Here is a 22,354-nt window from a genome sequence, read left to right as displayed (position 1 = left end):
GAGCCGATCCCGTGACGATTGATCAAGTCCTGCATCGTACGGCAGTGACCGGCACTCGTCTCCCCCACAACAAACATTTCGATGCTTCCGTGTCATCTAGCCTCCCGGGAGGGTCGATTGGTCTTGCCGAAAGCGAACTTTACCTCGGCATTGAACGGTCCATCTCACGCGCACGACCATCAGACGGACGAAAGACTTGGGCGTGCCCAATCAAATCCTGCTCAGACTTGGGCTAGCGCAACGCTAAAGGCTCTGCCAACCCGTTTGGACCGTCGTACACTAACCCATGCGAGCGGCCTTGAGCCGCTTCTCGAAGCTGATCGCAACGATCCAAAAAAGGAGCGCGCAAATGAAGGCAACTCGCAGGAGCAAACGCTCCCCGACAAAACGGTCGTTTATCTTCGATTGCGCAAACTCTGGCATTGGGACAACGAGCTCGGAACAACAATACCTGAATTTCATCATCGACGTCTTCGACCGCACAATCGTCCATAGTTGGATCTCCTTCAGGGCTCCCGATGCGCACCAACTGCAAGAGGAATTGAAGCGGTTCATTTCACGCGATGTAAGATAGATCCTATGTGGACGCCAACTCGCGGCTACCCAAGCGCCAGCACCAAGTTGAAATTGCGACGCTGCGTTGAGCGCGACCCGATCAAAGCGAACCGCAGCGGCTACGTCGGTCGCCTTCCTTCTTACCGAGACGCTGAACCCGCGCTGCTCGTTTTCGAGTCTCTCCTTGAGCGTGATCTTTTGGTGCTTCTAGAGTCCGATCCCCGCACTACTCAGATCTGGCCACAACCGCTAACTCTGACAGTGCACTTCTTGGGGCATGTGTATTATCCGGTACCGGATTTCTTCTCGAACTATGCAACGGGCGAACGAAGGTTATGGGAAGTCCGACCTGCCGCGGTCGTACTCACCGACGACGCCGTCATACAAGCAGAGATCGATGGATGGTATGACGCGGTCGCGGACGAAGCTTACCGCCGCGGGTTTGAATTTCATCTCATGACAGAACGTAACATTCGGATAGAGCCCAGACTATCCAATTCCCGTCACATATTGCGCGGCGCCGGCGACCTCGTGGACCATAAGGCTCTCTCTGCCGTCAGGGGCGCTCTGCCCGGTCTTCCGGACCCAGTAACGATTGGCACTGTGCGCGACGCGGCGGGCCGAAAGGTCAATGCATTCTGGGCCATCATGCGCATGATCTACCGCGGCGAGATCAAGGCCGACATGAGCCAGCCCTTCGGTGATCAAACGTCTCTCACACGAGGTCACCCATGACTGCTACAACTGAAGAGCTTAGCGGCGATGGTGAGGTTCGTCTCAAGACTGGTGAGATCGTTCTCATTAACGGTCGGCGCCTCATAACGGGAAATCTCATTGGAGGCGTTCGAACATTTACGGATGCAAATGATCCGAGACAGGACGTCTCGTACACCCAGTCAGCAATCAATGCGATGACCAAGGACAGGCGACTCCTCATCGAGGGTCGCTGCCACGATTTGCCGGACCACGTGCGCGACGCTCTGACACGAGCGCTGAAATCGTACAATGATGAGGAACTTGCGTACATGGATCGCGCACTCATCTACTGCAAAGACATCGACAAGATAGGCACGCGTCTTCGATTGACTAAGAAAGGGTTGAGCCCAACTATTGCCAAGACGGCCGAGCGGATCAAGGACAAAACACCATGGCAATGGAACACAGTTCGCAAGCTCTATTCCCGATGGATCACTTCGGGCCGCGATCCCCGCAGCCTCCTACCTGGCTGGAGCGACCGTGGAAATCGCAAGAGGCGTAAAGACAACTGGGTTCACGAATTTGCGAAGGATTTTCTTAATCGCAACTGGCTCGTGAACACTGCGCCAAAGATCTCGTGGCTGAAACCTCGTTTTCTCAAAGCACTGGCTGCGAAAGCTACCGACCTCGGAGTTGCAACGCCCGAGATCGGGAAGAACTTTCTTTATCGCAAAGCAGGAGAATATGAGGAGTACACAAAGCTCTATCACCGCCATTCTGCACGCGACGCGGATAGCGCAATTCGCGATGTTGGCATGGGACCTCAAGGGGACTTTGCTGGCGAAGTTTATGAAATAGATCACACGCCGCTCGATATCATGGTGCGCGATGATAAGTCGGGCCTGGTCTTGCCGAAACCATTTCTCACGGTTGTTCTCGATCGATTCTCACGACTGATCGTCGGCTTTTGTATCTCATTTCATCCGCCGTCCTGGCTTACCACAATGCTCGCTCTCAAAATGGCACTTGGGAACAAAGAGATCTATCTGGCGCAATTCAGCGGAATCAATGGGCCTTGGCCGGACACGGGTGCACCTCTTGGCTTTGTGTGCGATCGCGGCAAGGAGTTCGAGTCATCTTCCATGGACGCCGCGATTCTCCGGACCGGCGCTCACATCCTCGATCTTCCGCGCCGAAGGCCGGATCTGAAAGGAAAAGTCGAGGCGTTCTTGGACGGGCTGCAGGAAGGCACGATCCACAATCTTGATGGCACCACGTTTCGCAATATTGATGAGCGCGGAGAATATCTCCCCTCCAAGAATGCCATATTTTCGGTTCATGGTATCCGATGGATCGTTACAAAATTCATAGTCGATTTTTATAACCAGCGTCCACACGCCGGTATGATGAACGAGATCCCCCTGGAGCGATGGAACGAAAGTGTGGAAAAGTACGGTCGTCGCCCGAGCGTCGACGAGCAACTCCTGACTGCGTTTCTAGGCGAGTCAGCGCAATCTCAGGCCGACCGGCGCGGCATCCGCATAGAACGCTTGTTCTACAATTCACGGAAGCTCGCGAATATTCGCAACAAATGCGCCAAGCTTGGCGCCGTTACTAATCCCGACGAACCGGTCAATGTTATGCTCTGGAGGTCGCGAGATCTTCTAAATCTCGGTACGATCAAGGTGTTGGATCCAATCTCGAACAGCTGGATTTCAGTAGAGTGCACGTGGCCCACCTACGCTGAGGGCAGAACGCAGCGCCAGCACCGAATAACCCTGGATCAACTTAATGCCAAAGGAAAACGGATTAACGAGGAAAATCTGCTGGCGGCAATGAACGCAATCCATGACGAGATCGACGACATCAAGGCGGGCGTCAAGCGTTCGGGTCAAATGAAAGACATTGCCCGGTTTGAAGACACTGGCCCAAGACCACAAGATACGATCGAGCCGTCGCAGCACGACCCCACGGCTTCAATCCATCCGATCTCGGAGGGACTTGGTGCGCGCACAACACGCGTGCTCCGGTCTAAAGCGGCAACCCCGAAATACGGACCTGACGCGCGCGCGGAAACCCCTTCGTCGAGGGACGCTCCGAAAACTGGCGGTCCTTCGGACTCAGAACCGACCCAAGCAAAACCGAATACGCTGCCCGACGGCGCCGAGACCGAAACGGCCAACTCCGGCCCAGAGCCAAACACCATCGCTCGTGAAGCTCGGACTAAGGCATTTCAAAAAATCGAGGATCTTTAGCGCTGCGACGCTCGTGGCATCGATATAGGAGCATGAGATGAATTTCGACACCATGACCTCCGAAGAACGCAAGACCTGTTTGGATAACATTACGGTGACGCACCCGAAGTTTGTCGAAGCGTTTCTATTTATCAAGCGCCATCACGGTAACTACCGGCCGACAAAGAAGGGAAACTGCAAATTTCTCATTGGCATCACTGGCGCAGGCAAATCCTTCCCACTCGAGAAGTATGCCGCTCGGTTTCCGAAAGAAACGGAAGTTGGAAAAGACATTCGTCGAGTTGTGTACGTTTCGTTACCACCGCGATCAGGCATGAAAGCAGTTGCAGTCGCCATCTTGCTAGAACTGGGCATACTCGCGAAGGAGAGTTGGAGCTATCCCAAGCTTCTAAAGCTGGCCATATTTCATCTGAAGGAGCAGAAGGTTGAATTGCTAATCCTTGATGAATTCCAAAGTTGCGTCGAAGGCTTGACGAACCTTCGTGCATGGGAGGGAGCCGACCTAGTCAAGGAGATACTGGATAAGGCGCGATGCCAAGTACTATGTGCTGGCCTCGAAGACGCCAGCGACGCCCGAGACGTAAATCCGCAATTGGGACGCCGCAACAGGGCTATGTTGCGTCTTACGCCGTACTCCTGGACAAACAAAGAGGATCGACTCTATTTCGCGGCGGCCATGAAAGAGGTCGACCCTCTGCTGCCCTTCAAAAAGCGCGCGGGGCTCGACAAGGGCGAGCTCCTCCATGGAATTCATGTCGGTTCTGGTGGTCATTTCGGACTAGCAATGGATATCCTCAAAGGTACTTCGGAGGATGCTATCGATGATGGCGAAAGCCTCATGATTACGATGCCGCACCTCTATCGGTTTTATCGAGGGTGGAAGGATGTTGAGGATGACCTCAACCCGTTCAAGGGCGATCCTGACATAGTCCGCGCGCGAGTGGAGGAGGACCGGCACGCAAGCTCAGGCAGGAGCAAAGATGCTCCGCCCGCTGTCTCCTCTCGCCGAAGCAGCCAAGCAAGTCGGAAAAAGAAGCCCGGCCGTATTCCTAGGTCAAGGATGAAATTTGGCCGGCAGCGCAGCGATGCCGCGTAAATTGCCACTCTGGCTGACTCAATTTCCCCCTGGAGAGCCCGCGCATGGTGTTCTCCTGAGAATTGCTGAATTGAACGGCCTCGCCCCGGTTGAAGCGATCGAACTGATCGGTGGAGAGCCGAGTTGGATCTATTCAGCCCGAACAACCGATGCCATCTTGCGGGAAGTCGGCGCGGAGTGCAGCGATCTTGTTCAGAAATCGACACCTAGGTTTGAGGGTAATCGGTATGTTCACGTGAATGGAGAGCGACTTTCAAGTAAATTGCACTGGATCCGTGGTGTTAGGCGACGATGCCCCCTATGCCTCAGCAAGTCGCCTCATCACCGTGTTTGGTGGGATTCGTCGGCGATCACTGCATGCACAATTCACGCCGTCGAGTTAGAAGATAGATGCTTGACCGTTGGCTGCGATTGTCAGATCAGATGGACTTCAGGCTCAATTGGCCGGTGCGAAAACAATCATGATCTCACAGGCTCTTGCCGCAGCGTACCGGCATCCGAGCTATCCGCCGAAGCTTATATTGCCGGGCGTCTTGGCTTGCCACGATATGATCCAGTGCCGTTTCTGGACGGCGCGTATCTGGATGACGCCATAGAATTGATGGACAAAGTCGGGCGCGCTGCCATTGGTGGCAATCTGCCTTCAATGCCCACGCTCTCCAGTCTGGGTGTAACTAGGCGCGCGGCCATATTATCGGGCTTCGCGATTCTCAAATGCGGAGAGATTGGCTTCGAGGAATTTATCGGTTCGATCACGCGGAACATGGATCAATCAATAAGCCGTAGCCTAACGCCACTATACGGCTGGCTTCACCGATGGCTCCGCCGAGGTCCCCGCTCCTCGATACACAACAAGCTGCTAGGGCTGATGGCTCGTTACGCTACGGGCCACGTACCTACCGCGGCCCCCGACGATCCATTTGTATCACTCGGCTATGCGGCAAAGCAGCTAAAGATTCATCCCACGCGACTGCGCCGAATTCTAAGGGCGCTGGGCCTCATTAGAGCCGAACGGCGACACGGTCTATTACTTGGCATTCGGCGGGAGCACGTTGAAAGAGTCAGGTCAATCCTGCAAGATGCAAGTTCTCTTAAAGAAGCCGCCATCCGTATCGGAGAAAGTCAGAACGCACTAATCCGAGTGGTACACGGCGGCCTGTTGCCGATAGCGTTCCGGGCCGGAACGGAGGGGCATGGCGCTCATATCCTGAAGAAGGCAGATGTCGATAAGTTAATAGCCCGTCTCAACCAGGGAGTTCCACAGGTCGCGGTCCCCCCCGCTGACTTGATGTCGTTGGCAAGGGTGGCCCGCGCTACATCTATGCAGCACGCTGAGATCATTCGTCTAGTGCTTGCGACAAAATTGAGACCGGCAGCCAGACTGGTCGGAGCACCGCCGATATCCGGGCTCTATTTTCACTACAGAGAGGTTCGCTCCGCTTACCTCGCCGAGACACGTACAGCGCTCACCTCCGAGTCCGCTGCCAAGGAGGTTGGAGTAAGTTCAGAAGGATTTCGCGACCTGCTTCAGGGCGAATACATCAAAGGCGAAAGTCGGGTAGAATCAAAACGGCGCTTTGTCGCAATTAGCCGTTCCGAGCTAGATCGTTTTAAATTGAAGTATGCCGCCGCCTCGGAATTTTCAGAAATCTTGGCGACGAATGCGACACGTGCTTGCACCCGCCTCGTGCAGCTCGGCCTACAACCCGCAATCACGCGAGATAAATGTCGAAAGTACTTTTTTTATCGCAAAGATGTCGAAGCACTTCTCTCTCGGTTGAGCACGATTCCTACAAGCGAAGAGATTCGCGCTTCGTTTTGGCTTGGCCTTCACAAGAAATGCCAATGCGCAAAATCTCGGCTTTGCATTCCTGCGAGGAATGGAGGGCCGGTGCGCATTGAATTGGCCTCTGGCATTCCCAATGTAAGATTGGCGATATTATTCTCGTTTACCACTTCAAAGATTCGCGTTGGCTTTTGCTTCAGCAAGGGCACTCAACAAGGGTTGCGAGTCGTTTTAAAAAGCCAGATCCATCGCATATCGCGTGATGTCGGAATACAATTTGTTCCGCGAACGAAGGACCAGAACCTGATCATTTTGGCTGACTGTCCCCGAGGAAAACTCTTCGATCGAACCACTTGGCCCGAAATTTACGACTGGATATTGGAAATATGTCCGAAGCTGCTAAAAGCTATGCATTCGCGGTTGAAGGGCTCGTCGATCGGCACGAAACAACCAATTGGGTAATTTAAGCATATCAAGAGCAGCCTAGCGTGATCGAGCTGGCTGCGCCGCAATCAGACAATCTCCCGTTCAACCAATCAAACGCTTCAATCAGGCAGCGCGACCGCACCCGATTCGCTTTACTTGGGAACGGCGGGTGAAAAATGCGGTGGTAATTCGCTTTACACGGGAATGCAGTTCGTAAATTGTGGGGGGCAGCGCAGAAACTCCTGGGGTTTTTGTTGATTCATTTTTCGTGATATTTGGGAAAGCACACAAGATCGCGAGCGTTGCAGTTAGGAATAAGGAGCCCTTCCATGGCGCATGACGCACTCCAGGCCACCGGACCCTCGAAGCTCGTGATCCGCAATATCGGCCTGATCCTGTCCGGCGCCCTGGAAAAGCCGATCCTGGACGGCGACACCATCGTCGCCGAGAACGGCAAGATCACCGCGATCGGCCGCTTCAAGGACCTCAATACGGAAGGCGCGACCACCATCGTCGATGCCAACGGCACGACGGTGACCCCCGGCCTGATCGACAGCCACGTCCACCCCGTCGCAGGCGACTGGACGCCGCGCCAGAACCAGATCAACTGGATCGACAGCTCGCTCCACGGCGGCATCACCACCATGATCTCGGCGGGTGAAGTGCACATGCCCGGCCGCCCTCGTGACGTCGTCGGCCTCAAGGCGATGGCGATCTTCGCCCAGCGCGCGTTCTGGACCTTGCGTCCGGGCGGCGTGAAGGTGCACGCCGGTGCGCCCGTGATCGAATGCGAGATGGTCGAGGAAGATTTCAAGGAAATGGCCGCCGCCGGCGTCAAGCTGCTCGGCGAGGTCGGCCTCGGCGGCGTGAAAGACGGCCCCACAGCGCGGAAAATGGTCGGCTGGGCGCGCAAATACGGCATCCAGAGCACGATCCACACCGGCGGTCCGTCGATCCCCGGCTCCGGCCTGATCGACAAGGACGTGGTGCTGGAGGCCGACACCGACGTGGTCGGTCACATCAATGGCGGCCACACTGCCCTGCCCGACGACCAGATCCGCTGCATCTGCGAGGGTTGCAAGCGCGGGCTCGAGATCGTTCACAACGGCAACGAGCGCTCGGCGCTCTACACGCTGCGCATTGCGCGCGAAATGAACGAGCTGCATCGCGTTATCCTCGGCACCGACGGGCCGGCCGGCTCCGGCGTGCAGCCGCTCGGCATTTTGCGCATGGTCTCGATGCTGTCGTCGATCGGCGAGTTGCCGGCCGAAATCGCATTCTGTCTCGCCACTGGCAATACCGCGCGGATGCGCGCGCTCGATTGCGGTCTCATCGAGGTCGGCCGCGCCGCCGATTTCGTCATCATGGACAAGGCGCAGCACTCGCCCGGCAAGAACATCCTGGAGAGCGTCCAGCTCGGCGACCTCCCCGGCATCGGCATGACCATCATCGACGGCATCGTGCGCACCCAGCGCAGCCGCAACACCCCGCCGCCGGCCGGGTGCCGGAGGTGGTGGCGAAGTGACGGCACTTGCCGTCATTCCGGGGCGCGCGTCAGCGCGAACCCGGAATCTCGCGCGACAATCTCTGGATTCCGGGTTCACGCGCGATGCGCGTGCCCCGGAATGACGAGCACCTCACCTCGGTATCGTAGGGTGGGCAAAGCGAAGCGTGCCCACCACAGCGCCTGTGAAGTGAGAGATCGCGGGCACGGCGCTTTGTGCCTTTGCCCACCCTACGGCACCTACTTCACCGCAGCTTGTTCAACAGCCCCATCAGCGTTTCGCGCTCTTTCGCATCGAGCGGCGCCAACGTCTCGCGCGTGATCGCGAGTGCGTTCGGCGCAAGCTTCTCCGCCAGCTGCTGGCCGGCGCGCGTGAGACTCACCAAGAGCCGCCGGCCATCCTCGGGGTCCTGGCTCGTTTCGGTGAGGCCGCGCGCGGTCAGGCGGTCGATCACGCCCTTGATGGTCGCGACGTCCATTGCCGTCAGCCGACCGAGCTGGTTCTGCGAACACGCCCCGGTCTCGGCAAGCTTCGACAACGCCGCCCATTGCGTCGGCGTCAGGTTGGTGCCGATGTCGCGGGAGAAGATCGCGCTGTGGCGCTGCCAGACCTGGCGCAGGATGAAGCCGACCTGCTCGTCGAGCACGTAAGGCGACTTGGAAGGCGATTTGGCCGGCTTGACGCCCTTCTTCACCGCGACGCTTCTCGCCATCCCTTCCCCACCCCTCACAACGACAGATGCGCGTCGCGGATATCCGGACGCGCGTCGAGCTCGGCCATGGTGCCGCCGAAGCAGATGCGGCCGCGCTCGATGATATAGGCGCGATCGGAGATCAACCGCGCGAAATGCAAATTCTGCTCGGAGACGACGATGCTGACGCCCTCCTTCTTCATGGTCAGGATGGCATCGACCATCTGCTCCACGATCTTCGGCGACAGGCCTTCCGAGGGCTCGTCCAGCAGCACCAGCGACGGATTGCCCATCAGCGTGCGCGCGATGGTCAGCATCTGCTGCTCGCCACCGCTCATGCGGCCGCCCGGACGGTCCTTCATTTCGCCGAGATTGGGAAACAGCGCGAACAGCTTTTCGCGCGTCCAGTGCGGGGCGTTTGGCCGCTTCGGCTGACGGCCGACTTCGAGATTCTCCTCCACCGTCAAATCAGTGAAGATGCGCCGCTCCTCCGGCACATAGCCGAGCCCCTCGCGCACGATCTCATGCGTCGGCTTCGCCGAGACGTCCTTGCCCTCGAACATGATGCGGCCTGAGCGCTGCGCCACGAGGCCGACGATCGAGCGGAACGTCGTCGACTTGCCGGCGCCGTTGCGCCCGAGCAGCGCCACCACCTCGCCCTCGCCGACCTCGAAACCGATATCGAACAGGATGTGCGCCGGGCCGTAATGGCTGTTGAGGTCCTGCACCGAGAGCTTCATGCCGAGGTCCCCTCGCGATGGCGGGCATCGTAGACGAGGCCCTCGCCGAGATAGACCGCCTGCACCTGCGGATTCCCGCGCACCTCGGCCGGCGAGCCCTCGGCGATCAGCGTGCCGCGATTGAGCACGATGATGCGGTCGGCATGCTCGAACACGACGTCCATGTCGTGCTCGGTGAAGAGCACGCCGATGGATTTCTCCCTCGCGATTTGCGCGGTGAGCCGCATCAAATCGACGCGCTCGCGCGGCGCCATGCCCGCAGTCGGCTCATCCATCAAGAGGAGCTTCGGCTGGTTTGCAAGCGCCACCGCAAGCTCGAGGCGCTTGAGGTCGCCATAGGCGAGCTCGCCGCAGGGCCGATCGGCATAGCCCCCCATGCCGACCAGCTCCAGCAGCCGGCCGGCCTCGCCGCGATCGAAATGCGGCGCGGAGCCAAAGAGATTGAACAGCTGCTTCCCGTGCGAGATCAGCGCGACCTGCACGTTCTCGCGCACGGTCATGGTGGCGAAGGTCGCGGTGATCTGGAAGGTCCGCCCGACACCCATGCGCCAGATCTCGCGCGGCTTCTTGCCTGTGGTCTCCTCGCCGAGCAGACGAACATGGCCGCTATCGGGCTTGTTCTGGCCGTTGAGCATGTCGAAGCAGGTGCTCTTGCCCGCGCCGTTCGGCCCGATCAGCGCAAGGATCTCGCCGGCGCGCAGTGAGAACGAGACGCCACGCACTGCGTGGATGCCGCCATAGGATTTGGTCAGGCCTTCGACCACAAGAAGTGTGGGTGCAACGCTCATTCGGCGGACTCGATCGGCTTGGCCAACAAGGGTGATCCCGGCGGCGATGACTTCCGGCGGCGCTGCGCCAGCATCTCCAGCATGCCGACGATGCCCTTGGGGAAGACGACGACGATCAGCACGATGAAGCCGCCGAGCACGAGTTTCGACAGATCGGTCTGGCTCACCAGCCAGATGTTCAATGCCTTGTAGACGATGGCGCCGATCACCGCGCCCGACACGGTCTCGACGCCGCCGAGCAGCACCATGACGAGTGCGTCGACGGAGAGCGAGATGCCGAGATTATCAGGGAAGACGCTGCCCTTGAGGTAGGCGAACAGCGCTCCGCCAATGCCGGCGGTGGTGCCCGCGATCACGAAGGCGGTCCACTGGATGCGCTTGGCGTTGATGCCGACGGCTTCGCTGCGCAGCAGCGAGTCGCGCGTGGCACGCAGCGCGTAGCCGAACGGCGAGAACACCATGATCCGCAACGCGACGGTGACGAGCGCGGCAACACCGAGCGCCAGCCAGTAGAAGTGCGACGGGCTCGCCGCCCACTTCTCGGGCCACACGCCGAGAATGCCGTTGTCGCCGCCTGTTACGTTCACCCACTGGAACGCGATCGACCAGACGATCTGCGCGAAGGCGAGCGTCAGCATTGCGAAATAGACGCCTGAGAGCTGCACGGCGAAGAAGCCGAACACGGCGGCGCCCATGCAGCCGAGCAGCGGTCCGAGCAAGAGGCACACGATCATCGGCAGCCCCGCCATCTTGGCGAGGAAGGCGACGCCGTAGGCGCCGAGGCCGAAATAGGCGGCGTGGCCGAACGACGCGAGACCGCCGACCGACATCAGGAAATGCAAGGAGACGGCGAAGATCACGAAGATCGCAATCTCGGAGCCAACCGTGAGGAGATAATTGCCGGCAAACAGCGGCAGCATCGCCGCGATCACGAGCGCGGCAAGCGCAGCCAGCCGCTCGTTCGAGGTCAGCGGCCGCCAGGGATTGACGGTGAGACCCGGTGTCTTGCGCGCGGCCGCCTCCGGCTTGCCGAACAGGCCCCAGGGGCGGACGATCAGCACCACCGCCATCACCAGGAAGACTAGGATGATGGAGATTTTCGGGAAGATCAGGATGCCGAAGGCATTGAGCTCGGACACCAGCACCGCCGCGACGAACGCGCCGACGATGCTGCCGAGGCCGCCGATCACGACCACGACGAAGACCTCGACGATGATGCGCAGGTCCATGGCGTGATGTACCGCATCGCGCGGGATCTGGAGCGCACCGCCGAGGGCGGCGAGGAAGACGCCGACCGCGAAGACGCTCGTGAACAGCCATTTCTGATTGACGCCGAGCGCTGCGACCATGTCGCGGTCCTGCGTCGCGGCGCGCACCAGCACGCCCCATCGCGTGCGCTGGAACAACAGCCAGAGAATGCCGAGCACGACCGGGCCGAGCACGATCAGGAACAGGTCGTAGCTCGGGATGTTCTGGCCGAAGAAATCGATCGCGCCCTTGAAGCCCGGCGCGCGGCGGCCGACGAGATCGTCGGGACCCCAGATCAGCACGACGAGATCCTCGACCATCAGGGTCAGGCCGAAGGTCGCGAGCAGCTGGAACAATTCTGGCGCATGATAGATGCGGCGGAGCAAGACCATCTCGACCAGCACGCCGATCAGCGCCACCGCAAGCGCGGCCAGCACGATGCTGCCCCAGAAGCCGAACGCGCCGGACAGCCGCTCCGTCAGCGTGAAGGCGATATAGGCGCCGATCATGTAGAAGGCGCCATGCGCGAAATTCACGATCCGCGTCACGCCAAAGATGATCGACAGGCCCGAGGCCACCAGGAACAGCGACGCTGCGCTGGCAAGACCTGTCAGAAACTGTACGACGTAAAAGGCCATCGGCGGTCCGGGTTAGGTGTTTGGTTCACCTCTCCCCGCTTGCGGGGAGAGGTCGAATTTGCGCAACGCGCAAATTCGGGTGAGGGGGAGTCTCCGCGGGGCTCACTATCACCTCCCTCGCGGAGGCTCCCCCTCACCCCGACCCTCTCCCCGCAAGCGGAGAGAGGGAGAAGGAAGAAACTAATCCTTCGGCCGCAGCTTCTCGACTTCGGCGTCGCTCGGCAGATAATCCGAACCCTTCTTGTAGGACGAATCCACCATCACGCCCTTGCCGTCCTTCAGCGCGGTCTTGCCGACATAGGCCCCGAGCGTCGACTGATGGTCGATTTTGCGGAAGGTGATCTCGCCGAACGGCGATGGCATGGAGAGCCCCTCCGCAGCGGCAATCAGCTTCTCCGGATCGGTCGAGCCGGCCTTCGCCAGGATCGCCGCCGCCGCCTTGATGGTCTGGTAGCCGACGATCGAGCCGAGGCGCGGATAGTCGTTGTACTTGGCCTGATAGGCCTTCAGGAACGCGTCGTGCTCGGGCGTCTTGATCGAGTACCAGGGATAGCCGGTGACGATCCAGCCCTCCGGCGTCTCGTCCTTGAGCGGGTCGAGATATTCGGGCTCGCCGGTCAGGAACGACACGACCTCGCGCCCCTTGAACAGGCCGCGGGTGTTGCCTTCACGCACGAGCTTGACGAGGTCGGCGCCGAAGGTGACGTTGAGGATCGCTTCGGGATTGGCGGCGGCAACCGCCTGCACCACGGGACCTGCGTCGATCTTGCCCTGCGGCGGCCACTGCTCGTCGACCCACTGGATGTCAGGGCGCTTCTCCGACATCAGCTTCTTGAACACCGACACCGCCGACTGGCCGTATTCATAGTTCGGCGCGATCGTCGCCCAGCGCTTGGCCGGCAGCTTGGCTGCGGCTTCCACCAGCATCGCGGCCTGCATGTAGTTGGAGGGACGCAGGCGGAAGGTGTACTTGTTGCCCTTCGCCCAGGTAACGGCGTCCGTCAGCGGCTCGGCCGCGAGGAAGAACACCTTCTTCTGGTTGGCGAAGTCGCTGACCGCGAGGCCGATGTTCGACAGGAACGTGCCCGTCAGCATCGCCACGCCTTCGCTGGAGACGAGCTCGTTGGCCGCGGTCTGCGCATCCGCCGGCTTGCCGCCGTCGTCCTTGGAGATGACGACGAGCTTCTTGCCGTTGATGCCGCCGGCCGCGTTGATCTCTTCCACCGCGAGCTGCCAGCCCTTGCGATAGGGCTCGGTGAACGCCGGCAGCAGCGAATAGCTGTTGATCTCGCCGATCTTGATGTCCTGCGCCATGGCCGAATGGGCCATGCCGCCGGCCAGAAGCGCGAAGGCCACGCCGACGAAGTAATTTCTTGCTCGCATCCCAACCTCCAGTTTTGAACTTTTACGCCTTGAACATGTCCCGAGAGCTGTGCCCGCCCCCGGATCATGCCCTCATCTCAAACCGTCTTCGCCCTTCACTTCCGCGACCGTCAGCCCGCCCACGCGCGGGAGCGGACGGCCGCTGTCTGTGACGGCGACCGCGACCATGATCTCGTTGGCGCGCGGCGCGTCGTTGATCTGCACTTCCATGCCGTCAAAGTGGCTGCGCACGAAGGCCGCGTCCTTGTGCCCGAGCGGAATGTCGAGCGTCGTGCCGGGACCGCTGCGCTTTTTCGACGACGGAATCAGCGCCGCCCCCTTGCTCAAAACTTTCCGCACCGGCGCGCCCATCTTCGGATGAAGGATCGCGGCGGCGTGCTCGAGCTCGCCGTTCTCGCCGACAGCCGCGGCCTTGCCGTAGCTCTGCGCCTTCGCGCCATCGATACCCAGCGCAGCCACCGCGCGCTTCGACAAGAGTTCGCCGAGCTCCTCGCCGATCGCGATCAGCGGCGAGAGATCCTCGACATATTTTCCGGCAAAGGGATTTTCGATCACGGCGATCGCGGCCGCACGCCGCGTCGGCGGCGAGACCTGGCGGCCCATCTCCATCTGCGTCTCTTCGACGACGGTGACGATCTTGCGGACTGATCGCGCTCATGTTTCGCTTCCCTGTTCAGGCACTGACCGCGTTCTCCAGCACAAGCGGGCGTGGTCGTTGCTCTTCTATATCCTTGGTTCCGATGACAAGCATATCACCACAAAGCCTGAGCATGGCACCCTCAATCAGTCCGCGATCGAATAATTGCCGTGCACATTCCGCGCCAGATTCCAGCGCAGCGGATATTTCCTTCTGCGACAATTCACCGACGTTGCGGGTGACGAGACGAGCGCCGAGATCGCTGTCGGGCTGAAGCTCGTTCGCAGGCGTGCGGATGATGGCGGGATGCCCGGGCAGATCAACGGCATTGGCAACGATCGTCGCCGCCGCATCAGCCCGCGACGCCGTCGCCGCCAGCACCGTCACCGCATCGGCAATGCCGAGCGAGAAGCTGCGGCCGTGGCGTCCGCTGGTTGCGATGCCCCGCACGGGATCGTCGGCATCGACCCTCATGGCTCGCATCACGCCGTCGCGATCGGGCCGGTCCATCAGGCCAACAGAAAAATGTTCGCCCCTGCTCAAGTGAAGCGCGATGTCGCCGCCATTGTTGACATAGGCCTGATCAAGCGTCGCCGCGGCCAGCATCGCGCCGAGAATTTCCTCCGCCACGCTGCCGGCAACGGCAGCCATCGGCGTGATGAAACAATCGGCGGCATAGGGCGCGACGGCGGCGTGCATGCGACGGGCCACCACGCCCTTCAGCGAGGTCCGCGCCCCAGCAGCCGCCCGCAGCTCCGGCAGCTCCGCGCAGAGTTCGTCGAGCAGTCCGGTGAACCTTCGCGCCGCAGCCTCATAGGCTGCGCGCACGGCGTCCGCGCGCCCCCTCGCCTCAACGATCAGATCAATCGGTCCATCCTGCAAATGCAGCCGCCGGCCATCAGACAGCAATGCGATTTGCGGGAGCCGTGTCATGCCCGCGGTCCCGGGATCGGATTCTGCCAGGGCAGCTGACGGACGTCCTCACCGTTCTGCACCTCGGCGAGCGGCTTGACGTAATCCATGTGACCGCCGAGCGCAGCATAGTCGGTCAGCTTCATCGTGAACTCGATCGGCGCAACCAGCGCCGGCGTCGGAACATAGCCGAACGCGCCCGCCGGCATCTGCGTGACGTCGACCATGTAGGTGATGCCGCCGCCGGGCCAGACATAGACCGGCGCACCGCCGCTGGTGACGCGCGTCAGTGCATCCTTCACCGAGCGCGTCAGCCGCACCGGATTGTCGGTGACGCCGGCGCGCAGCGAGCCACCAGCGCCCGCCATGAACAACACCGTGCACAGCGCCGGCTCGCAATTCTCCTGGATGCGCTCGACCGAGAATTTCAGGTCGGCCGGCATCTCGGTCTCGACCGGGCTCAGGGCCTCGTCGAGCACGTAATAGGACGAATGCTCGCCGGTCGTGGAGACCATCAGCATGGTCAACCCGGCCTTCGCCTCCTTCTTGTCGAAGGGCCCGAGAATCGACAGCGGGTCGGAGATGTTGGTACCGCCCCAACCGGTGCCGGGATCGGCGACCTGGAAATAGCGGCCGGGTGTCGAGCGGCGTCCCTTCATCTTGATGCCGGTGTCGGCGATGTCGAGCAGTTTTCCGGCCTGGTGCTCCGAGAGCACACCGGTGATGTGGTCATCGACCACGACGACTTCATCGACCTTGCCATGCCACTGCTTGGCGAACATGCCGATCGTCGCCGAGCCGCAGCCGACGCGCATGCGCTCTTCCTTGACGCCGTTGACGATCGGCGGCTGGCCGGCCTGCACCACCACGGTGGCACCGCCGTCGATGGTCAGCTCCACCGCCTTGCAATTGGCGAGGTCCATCAGCGTGTCGCAGGTGACGCGGCCCTCCTTCTTGGAGCCGCCGGTCAGATGATGCACGCCGCCGAGCGACAGCATCTGCGAGCCGTATTCGCTGGTGGTGACGTGGCCGACCGCCTCACCCTGTGCGCGTACGGTCGCGGACTCCGGCCCGAGATAGCGGTCGGTGTCGATCTTCACCTTGATGCCGCAATAGGAGAAAATGCCCTCGGTGACCACGGTCACCATGTCGACGCCATCGACCTCCGCGGAGACGATGAACGGCGCCGGCTTGTAATCGGGATAGGTCGTGCCGGCGCCGATTGCGGTGACGAAGGTGGAAGGCTCGTGGACGATCTTGCCGTCCCAGTCTTCGGTGCGGCTGAACGGCACCAGCTTGCCGCCGTGCTCGACGGTGCGCTCCAGGATCACATGCGGATCGACGCGAACGAGCTTGCCGTCATGGTTGGCATAGCGGTCGCAGGCGCCCGCCGCGCCCGGCTTGATGTAGCACATCACCGGACAGGCATCGCAGCGGATCTTGTCGGTGGCAGCGCTCGTCGTTTCCATCACCATGTCAGAGCCAGCGGAGACTTGGTTATCATTCGTATACGAACGATGTTGCGCGCGGTCCCCCGGGGCTGTCAAGCACCGGTGCAGCGCAAAAGATGCCGCTGCCGCATAAAAGCTCATTTGCCTAGTCGCGCTGTCCACAAACAAGGCAACCGCGCTGCAGTGCGGCATGCACGGCTTGCACGTTTGTGTACAAACGGTATCGTCGCGACGTCGATTTTCATGCGGGCTTGGAAACGAGGATGACGCAGACACCGATCCGCCTCACGGTGAACGGAGGGATCCACGAGGTCACGGCGGCGCGCGATACGCCGCTGCTCTACGTGCTGCGCAACGATCTCGCGCTCAACGGTCCGAAATACGGTTGCGGCCTCGGTGAATGCGGCACCTGTACTGTCCTGATCGACGGCGCCGCCGCGCGCTCCTGCGTGATTCCGCTCAGTGGCTGCGCCGGCCGCGACATCGTGACGCTCGAAGGGCTCGGCACCCGCGACAAGCCTGACGTGGTGCAGCAGGCCTTCATCGACGAGCAGGCCGCGCAATGCGGCTACTGCCTCAACGGCATGATCATGACGACCAAGGCTCTGCTCGCGATCAATCCGCGGCCGACCGAGCAGGAGGCGCTCGCCGCGCTGCGCTACAATCTCTGCCGCTGCGGCACCCATGTCGAAATCCTGCGCGCGGTGATGCGCGCCTCCGGCCAGCTCACCGAGGCCGCGGATTGATGGCCTCCCCTGTCTCGAGCGCAGCTGAGCGGCCATCGGGTTCGCTCGTCGTCGTCCGCACCGTGGACGAGGTCACATCCGAGACGTTCGTGCGCATCACCGCGGACGGTTCGGTCACGGCCTATAACGGCCATGTCGATCTCGGCACCGGCATCCGCACCGCGCTCGGCCAGATCGTCGCCGAAGAGTTAGATGTGTCCTTAGCGCGCGTCGTCGTCGTGCTCGGTGATACCGCCGTGGTGCCGAACCAGGGCGCGACCATTGCCAGCGAAACCATCCAGATCACCGCCGTGCCCTTGCGCAAGGCCGCAGCCCAGGCGCGGCAGTTCCTGATCGCGCGCGCGGCCGAGCGGCTGGAGCTGTCGGCGGCTGAGCTGACGATCGAGGACGGTCTCGTCCGCGGGCATAATCGCAGCGTCAGCTATGGGGAGTTGATCGGCGGCGAAGAAATCCGGCTCGAGCTTGCCGACGACGTTGAGGTCAAGCCTGTCGGCGATTACGCCATCGTCGGCCGATCCGTCCCGCGTATCGACCTGCCCGCCAAGGCAACGGGCGAATTGACCTTCGTGCACGATATTCGCCTGCCAGGCATGCTGCACGGCCGCGTGGTGCGTCCGCCCTATGCCGGCGTCGATGCCGGGCCGTTCGTCGGCACCAGCCTGATCGCCGTCGATGAATCGTCCGTCCGCGACATTCCCGGCCTAGTCGCGGTGGTGCGCATCGGCGATTTCGTCGGCGTCGTCGCCGAGCGCGAGGAGAATGCGATCCGCGCGGCCGAGCAGCTCAGGGTGAGCTGGAAGCCGACGCCTGCCCTCGCCGACCTCGCCGATGTCGAGACCGCGCTGCGCGCCAATCCGTCGACGCCGCGCACGCTGATCGACAAGGGCAACGTCGATGCTGCCATTGCCGGCGCGGCCAAGCCGATGCAGCGCACCTATGTGTGGCCGTATCAGATGCATGCCTCGATCGGCCCCTCCTGCGCCGTCGCCGATGTCCAGGACGGCAACATCCGCGTCTGGTCGGGCACGCAGAACCCGCACGTCCTTCGCGCCGATCTCGCGCTGCTGATCGAACGTCCCGAAAGCGAGATCGAGGTCATCCGCTTGGAGGCCGCCGGCTGCTACGGCCGCAATTGCGCCGACGATGTCACCGCCGACGCCTTGCTGCTCTCGCGCGCCGTCGGCCGGCCCGTCCGCGTGCAGCTCACACGCGAGCAAGAGCACACCTGGGAGCCCAAGGGCACCGCGCAACTGATCGACGTCAATGGCGGCCTCGATGCCGACGGCGGCATCGCCGGTTACGATCTCGCGACGCGCTATCCCTCGAATGCCGCACCGACGCTCGCACTGCTGCTGACGGGACGCATCTCGGCGGAGCCCGTCGTGCTGCAGATGGGCGACCGCACGGCGATCCCGCCCTACGATTACGAAAATATGCGCGTCGTCGCCCACGACATGCCGCCGATCGTGCGCGCCTCCTGGTTTCGCGGCGTCTCGGCGCTGCCGAACACCTTTGCGCATGAATCCTATATCGACGAGGCCGCGACCGAGGCCGGCGTCGATCCCATCGAATACCGCCTGCGCTATCTGAAGGACCCGCGCGCGGTCGATCTCGTCAATGCGGTCGCCGAGCGCGCGGGCTGGACGCCGCGCCCGGCGCGCGAGAAGAAGGACGGCGAGATCGTGCACGGGCGCGGCTTTGCCTATGCGCTCTACGTCCACAGCAAGTTTCCGGGCTATGGCGCGGCATGGTCGGCCTGGATCGCCGACGTCGCGGTGAACAAGACCACCGGCGATGTCAGCGTCACGCGCGTCGTCGCGGGGCAGGATTCCGGGCTGATGATCAATCCGGACGGCGTGCGCCACCAGATCCACGGCAACGTCATCCAGTCCACCAGCCGCGCGCTGATGGAGGAGGTCTCATTCGAGCGCGGCGCGGTGGCGGCGCGCGAATGGGGCGCTTATCCGATCATCCCCTTCCCCGATGTGCCCAAGATCGACGTGTTGATGCTGCCGCGGCCGGACCAGCCGCCGCTCGGCGTCGGTGAGTCCGCATCGGTGCCGAGCGCAGCCGCGATTGCGAACGCGATCTTCGATGCCACCGGCGTGCGCTTTCGCGAGCCGCCATTCACGCCGGAGCGCATCCTTAGGGGTCTGCATGGCGAGACATCGCCCGTGCCGCAGGCCCTGCCCGCGCCGGCTGCGCCAAAACCGTCGCGCATCTGGGAAAATCCGTTCGCGAAGGGTGCCGGCATCTTTGCGACGATTGCGGCCGTCTGCACCGCGGCGATCGGTATCGGCGCCGCACTCCTGCCAGGCCGCGCCATCGCGCCGATCGCACGGCCCGATGCATCGGTCTATTCCGCAGCGACCATCGCGCGCGGCCAGCAGCTTGCCGCGCTCGGCAATTGCGCGGAGTGCCACACCAACCTTGGCGGCGTGCTTAACGCCGGCGGCCGTGCGCTGGAAACACCGTTCGGCACGATCTATTCGACCAACATCACACCCGACGTCGAGACCGGCATCGGCGCCTGGTCCTTTCCAGCCTTCGAGCGCGCGATGCGCGATGGCTTGCATCGCGACGGACGGCAGCTCTATCCCGCCTTCCCCTACACGCATTTTGCGAGGACCAGCGACGCCGACATGCAGGCGCTGTACGCCTATCTGATGGCGCAGCCGGCTGTGCGCACGACAGCGCCGGCGAACACGCTCGCCTTCCCGTTCAACCTCCGCCCACTGCTCGCCGGATGGAACGCGCTGTTCCATCAAGCAAACGAGTTCAAGCCCGATCCCGCCAAATCGGAAGTCTGGAATCGCGGCGCCTATCTGGTCGAGAGCCTCGGCCATTGCAGCGGCTGCCATTCGCCGCGCAACGCGCTCGGCGCCGAGCAGCGTGGCGCCTATCTCGCCGGCGGCTTCGCCGAGGGCTGGGAGGCGCCGCCGCTGACCTCGCTCTCGCACGCGCCGATCCCCTGGAGCGAGGACGAGCTGTTCGCGTACCTGCGCACCGGCCATTCGCGCCATCACGGCGTCGCCGCCGGCCCGATGGCGCCCGTTGTCAGGGACCTCAAGGCGCTGCCCGATCAGGACATCCGCGCGATGGCGGTCTATCTCAACTCGTTCAACGACACCGCGACTGACGCGCCCGCGCTCGCCGCAAAGCTCGAGAGCGCGACGCAGGTCACCGTCACCTCGTCCACCGGCGCACGACTTTACCAAGGCGCGTGCGCCGTCTGCCATGAGGTCGGCGGCCTGCCGCTGTTCGGAAGCCGCCCCTCCCTCGCGCTCAACAGCAACCTGCACAGCGCGAAGCCCGACAATCTCTTGCAGGTGATCCTGCACGGCATCGCTGATCCCGTGTCGAGTGATCTCGGCTACATGCCAGCGTTCAGGAACAGCATGAGCGACGCGCAGGTCGAGGAGCTCGTCAGCTTCTTGCGCAAGCAGTTCGCGCCCGACAAGCCGGCGTGGACGGGCGTGCGGGAGACGATCGCGCGCGTCCGGGCGTCGGTGCACTAGCGCCTGACTGGGATCAGCCCCGATGCCGCCTCAGCGGAGGTGTGTTCCCTCCCCCCTCGGGGAGGGCTAGGGAGAGGGGTGGCCCAGGAAAAGGCGCCAGTTGTTGACGATGCACCAAGTGCGGGTGCGCGACGGACAGAGTCCCCGTGTGGTACCCCCCTCCCTGCCCCTCCCCCACAAGGGGGGGAGGGAACGGATAGAGCGCCGCTGTCGGTCCGACTAAATCCGACATCAATCCGGTACGTTCAAATGCTCACCCGTGCTTCTTCATCTCCACCGGCGGCGTGCCGTGGGTGTGGAAGGACTCGATCGTCTTCAAGCCCCAGGCCTGGCCCTTCTTGCGCTCCTCCTCGGTCCACACGATCGGCTTCCAGTCGGGTGCGAGGATGAGGCGCGCGCCGGCATTGGCGACCTCGACGCGGTTACCGCCGGGCTCGTAGACATAGAGAAAGAAGGTCTGCTGGATCGCGTGCTTGTGCGGGCCGGTCTCGATGTGCACGCCGTTTTCCAGGAAAATGTCGGCGGCGCGAAGGATCTCCTCGCGGCTGTCAAGCGCGTAGGTGACGTGGTGGAAGCGGCCGGGCGTGCCGGAATGGTCGAGCGAATAGGCGAAGTCGTAGCTCTTGTTCGACATCGTCAGCCACATCGCCGCTTCCCGCCCGTCGTTGAGCACGATCTGCTCGGTCAGGCGGCAGCCGAGATAGTTCTCGAAGAACTCGCGGTTGGCCTTGATGTCGACGGCGAGGCAGTTGAGATGATCGAGCCGGCGGACATTGACGCCGCGTGCGGGAAAGCGCTGCGCCTGGTTCTTCAGCGCGGGCTTCAGCTCCGGCGGCGCCTGATACCATTCGGTCTCGTAATAGAGCTCGACGATGTGGCCGTCGGGGTCGCGGCAGCGGAAGGTCGGCCCCTGCCCCATGTCGCCGTCGATCCAGCCGATGTCGAAGCCGGAGCCCTTCAGCGCGGCGACGCGGCGCTCCAGCGCCTGCTGGCTGCGCGCGCGCAGCGCCATGTGCTCCATGCCTGAGGTCTTCGACGCCGTGAGCTTGAGCGAATAGCGCTCGTAATCGTCCCAGCCGCGCAAGTAGACCGACTCGCCCTTCTGGCCGCTGACGGTCATGCCCATGACGTCGACGAAGAATTTGAGGCTCTCATCGGGCTTCGGCGTCAGCAGCTCCATGTGGCCGAGATGGGCGAGATCGAGGATCGGTTCGGGCTGCATGATGTCCTCCAGAGCGTGGCTTGCGATCCGCTGCAACAGATCGCGCATTCGGGCGCAGAGC

At 62.1% G+C, this 22,354-nt stretch carries 15 protein-coding genes and 2 pseudogenes; 8 read left to right on the top strand and 9 right to left on the bottom strand.

Annotation, left to right across the window (positions count from 1 at the left end):
• The first annotated feature begins 579 nt into the window (after nt 1–579).
• The 6 genes and pseudogenes from FOM02_RS19330 to FOM02_RS19310 all read left to right on the top strand — a co-directional run bounded on the left by FOM02_RS19330 (nt 580) and on the right by FOM02_RS19310 (nt 8,339).
• A complete protein-coding gene (locus tag FOM02_RS19330; protein WP_265441966.1) occupies nt 580–1,290 on the top strand; it encodes a hypothetical protein in 711 nt (236 codons plus the stop codon).
• Nucleotides 1,287–3,506, top strand: coding sequence for an integrase catalytic domain-containing protein (locus FOM02_RS19325; RefSeq protein ID WP_265441965.1), 2,220 nt, complete (start codon nt 1,287–1,289; stop codon nt 3,504–3,506). The genes FOM02_RS19330 and FOM02_RS19325 overlap by 4 nt, the downstream gene beginning before the upstream one ends.
• Nucleotides 3,507–3,543: 37 nt before the next feature.
• On the top strand, nt 3,544–4,602 hold the full coding sequence (locus FOM02_RS19320) for a TniB family NTP-binding protein (RefSeq protein ID WP_265441964.1): 1,059 nt from the start codon (nt 3,544–3,546) through the stop codon (nt 4,600–4,602).
• Nucleotides 4,592–4,972, top strand: a pseudogene (locus FOM02_RS47160) (TniQ family protein); the annotation flags it as partial. The gene FOM02_RS19320 and the pseudogene FOM02_RS47160, both read left to right, overlap by 11 nt.
• A gap of 186 nt (nt 4,973–5,158) precedes the next feature.
• Entirely contained in the window at nt 5,159–6,850 is a 1,692-nt protein-coding gene (locus FOM02_RS19315) for a hypothetical protein (protein ID WP_265441963.1), read from the top strand.
• A gap of 293 nt (nt 6,851–7,143) precedes the next feature.
• Nucleotides 7,144–8,339, top strand: a pseudogene (locus FOM02_RS19310) (amidohydrolase family protein).
• Nucleotides 8,340–8,563: 224 nt separating this feature from the next.
• Here the strand turns inward: FOM02_RS19310 and FOM02_RS19305 are convergent.
• The 8 genes from FOM02_RS19305 to FOM02_RS19270 all read right to left on the bottom strand — a co-directional run bounded on the left by FOM02_RS19305 (nt 8,564) and on the right by FOM02_RS19270 (nt 16,831).
• A complete protein-coding gene (locus tag FOM02_RS19305; protein WP_027557300.1) occupies nt 8,564–9,031 on the bottom strand; it encodes a MarR family winged helix-turn-helix transcriptional regulator in 468 nt (155 codons plus the stop codon).
• Nucleotides 9,032–9,045: 14 nt separating this feature from the next.
• The gene (locus FOM02_RS19300) at nt 9,046–9,750 is read right to left on the bottom strand and encodes an ABC transporter ATP-binding protein (protein ID WP_027557299.1); all 705 of its coding nucleotides are present in this window, start codon (nt 9,748–9,750) and stop codon (nt 9,046–9,048) included.
• Nucleotides 9,747–10,538 carry an ABC transporter ATP-binding protein gene (locus FOM02_RS19295; RefSeq protein ID WP_027557298.1) on the bottom strand — a complete coding sequence of 264 codons (792 nt, stop codon included), beginning with the start codon at nt 10,536–10,538 and terminating at the stop codon, nt 9,747–9,749. Before FOM02_RS19295 ends, FOM02_RS19300 begins: the two co-directional genes overlap by 4 nt.
• On the bottom strand, nt 10,535–12,424 hold the full coding sequence (locus FOM02_RS19290) for an ABC transporter permease (protein ID WP_027557297.1): 1,890 nt from the start codon (nt 12,422–12,424) through the stop codon (nt 10,535–10,537). Before FOM02_RS19290 ends, FOM02_RS19295 begins: the two co-directional genes overlap by 4 nt.
• 180 nt (nt 12,425–12,604) lie before the next feature.
• On the bottom strand, nt 12,605–13,807 hold the full coding sequence (locus FOM02_RS19285) for an ABC transporter substrate-binding protein (protein ID WP_027557296.1): 1,203 nt from the start codon (nt 13,805–13,807) through the stop codon (nt 12,605–12,607).
• Nucleotides 13,808–13,879: 72 nt separating this feature from the next.
• Nucleotides 13,880–14,443 carry an amino acid synthesis family protein gene (locus tag FOM02_RS19280; RefSeq protein ID WP_265442187.1) on the bottom strand — a complete coding sequence of 188 codons (564 nt, stop codon included), beginning with the start codon at nt 14,441–14,443 and terminating at the stop codon, nt 13,880–13,882.
• Between the two features lie 37 nt (nt 14,444–14,480).
• Nucleotides 14,481–15,377: a UPF0280 family protein gene (locus FOM02_RS19275; protein ID WP_027557294.1), complete on the bottom strand. Its 897-nt coding sequence runs from the start codon at nt 15,375–15,377 to the stop codon at nt 14,481–14,483.
• The gene (locus FOM02_RS19270; protein ID WP_027557293.1) at nt 15,374–16,831 is read right to left on the bottom strand and encodes a hypothetical protein; all 1,458 of its coding nucleotides are present in this window, start codon (nt 16,829–16,831) and stop codon (nt 15,374–15,376) included. The genes FOM02_RS19275 and FOM02_RS19270 overlap by 4 nt, the downstream gene beginning before the upstream one ends.
• Before the next feature lie 239 nt (nt 16,832–17,070).
• Here FOM02_RS19270 and FOM02_RS19265 point away from each other — a divergent pair, with 239 nt between their 5' ends.
• The gene (locus FOM02_RS19265; RefSeq protein ID WP_027557292.1) at nt 17,071–17,553 is read left to right on the top strand and encodes a (2Fe-2S)-binding protein; all 483 of its coding nucleotides are present in this window, start codon (nt 17,071–17,073) and stop codon (nt 17,551–17,553) included.
• On the top strand, nt 17,553–21,071 hold the full coding sequence (locus FOM02_RS19260; RefSeq protein ID WP_027557291.1) for a molybdopterin cofactor-binding domain-containing protein: 3,519 nt from the start codon (nt 17,553–17,555) through the stop codon (nt 21,069–21,071). Before FOM02_RS19265 ends, FOM02_RS19260 begins: the two co-directional genes overlap by 1 nt.
• Nucleotides 21,072–21,324: 253 nt before the next feature.
• Here the strand turns inward: FOM02_RS19260 and FOM02_RS19255 are convergent, their stop codons facing one another.
• Complete coding sequence (locus tag FOM02_RS19255; RefSeq protein ID WP_027557290.1) at nt 21,325–22,293, bottom strand: catechol 2,3-dioxygenase; 969 nt, start codon at nt 22,291–22,293, stop codon at nt 21,325–21,327.
• Nucleotides 22,294–22,354 lie beyond the last annotated feature (61 nt).

The organism is Bradyrhizobium sp. SEMIA, assembly GCF_014844175.1.
GTDB lineage: Bacteria > Pseudomonadota > Alphaproteobacteria > Rhizobiales > Xanthobacteraceae > Bradyrhizobium > Bradyrhizobium arachidis.
Note: the sequence above shows the minus strand (reverse complement) of the source record. Positions and strands in the feature narration are given on the sequence as shown.

What these genes read in the sequence shown, in the direction of transcription:
- FOM02_RS19300 (WP_027557299.1), bottom strand. Translation starts at nt 9,750, where the DNA reads ATGAAGCTCTCGGTGCAGGACCTCAACAGCCATTACGGCCCGGCGCAC.
- FOM02_RS19255 (WP_027557290.1), bottom strand. Translation starts at nt 22,293, where the DNA reads ATGCAGCCCGAACCGATCCTCGATCTCGCCCATCTCGGCCACATGGAG.
- FOM02_RS19305 (WP_027557300.1), bottom strand. Translation starts at nt 9,031, where the DNA reads ATGGCGAGAAGCGTCGCGGTGAAGAAGGGCGTCAAGCCGGCCAAATCG.
- FOM02_RS19325 (WP_265441965.1), top strand. Translation starts at nt 1,287, where the DNA reads ATGACTGCTACAACTGAAGAGCTTAGCGGCGATGGTGAGGTTCGTCTC.
- FOM02_RS19270 (WP_027557293.1), bottom strand. Translation starts at nt 16,831, where the DNA reads ATGGTGATGGAAACGACGAGCGCTGCCACCGACAAGATCCGCTGCGAT.
- FOM02_RS19290 (WP_027557297.1), bottom strand. Translation starts at nt 12,424, where the DNA reads ATGGCCTTTTACGTCGTACAGTTTCTGACAGGTCTTGCCAGCGCAGCG.
- FOM02_RS19275 (WP_027557294.1), bottom strand. Translation starts at nt 15,377, where the DNA reads ATGACACGGCTCCCGCAAATCGCATTGCTGTCTGATGGCCGGCGGCTG.
- FOM02_RS19265 (WP_027557292.1), top strand. Translation starts at nt 17,071, where the DNA reads ATGACGCAGACACCGATCCGCCTCACGGTGAACGGAGGGATCCACGAG.
- FOM02_RS19330 (WP_265441966.1), top strand. Translation starts at nt 580, where the DNA reads ATGTGGACGCCAACTCGCGGCTACCCAAGCGCCAGCACCAAGTTGAAA.
- FOM02_RS19295 (WP_027557298.1), bottom strand. Translation starts at nt 10,538, where the DNA reads ATGAGCGTTGCACCCACACTTCTTGTGGTCGAAGGCCTGACCAAATCC.
- FOM02_RS19260 (WP_027557291.1), top strand. Translation starts at nt 17,553, where the DNA reads ATGGCCTCCCCTGTCTCGAGCGCAGCTGAGCGGCCATCGGGTTCGCTC.
- FOM02_RS19285 (WP_027557296.1), bottom strand. Translation starts at nt 13,807, where the DNA reads ATGCGAGCAAGAAATTACTTCGTCGGCGTGGCCTTCGCGCTTCTGGCC.
- FOM02_RS19320 (WP_265441964.1), top strand. Translation starts at nt 3,544, where the DNA reads ATGAATTTCGACACCATGACCTCCGAAGAACGCAAGACCTGTTTGGAT.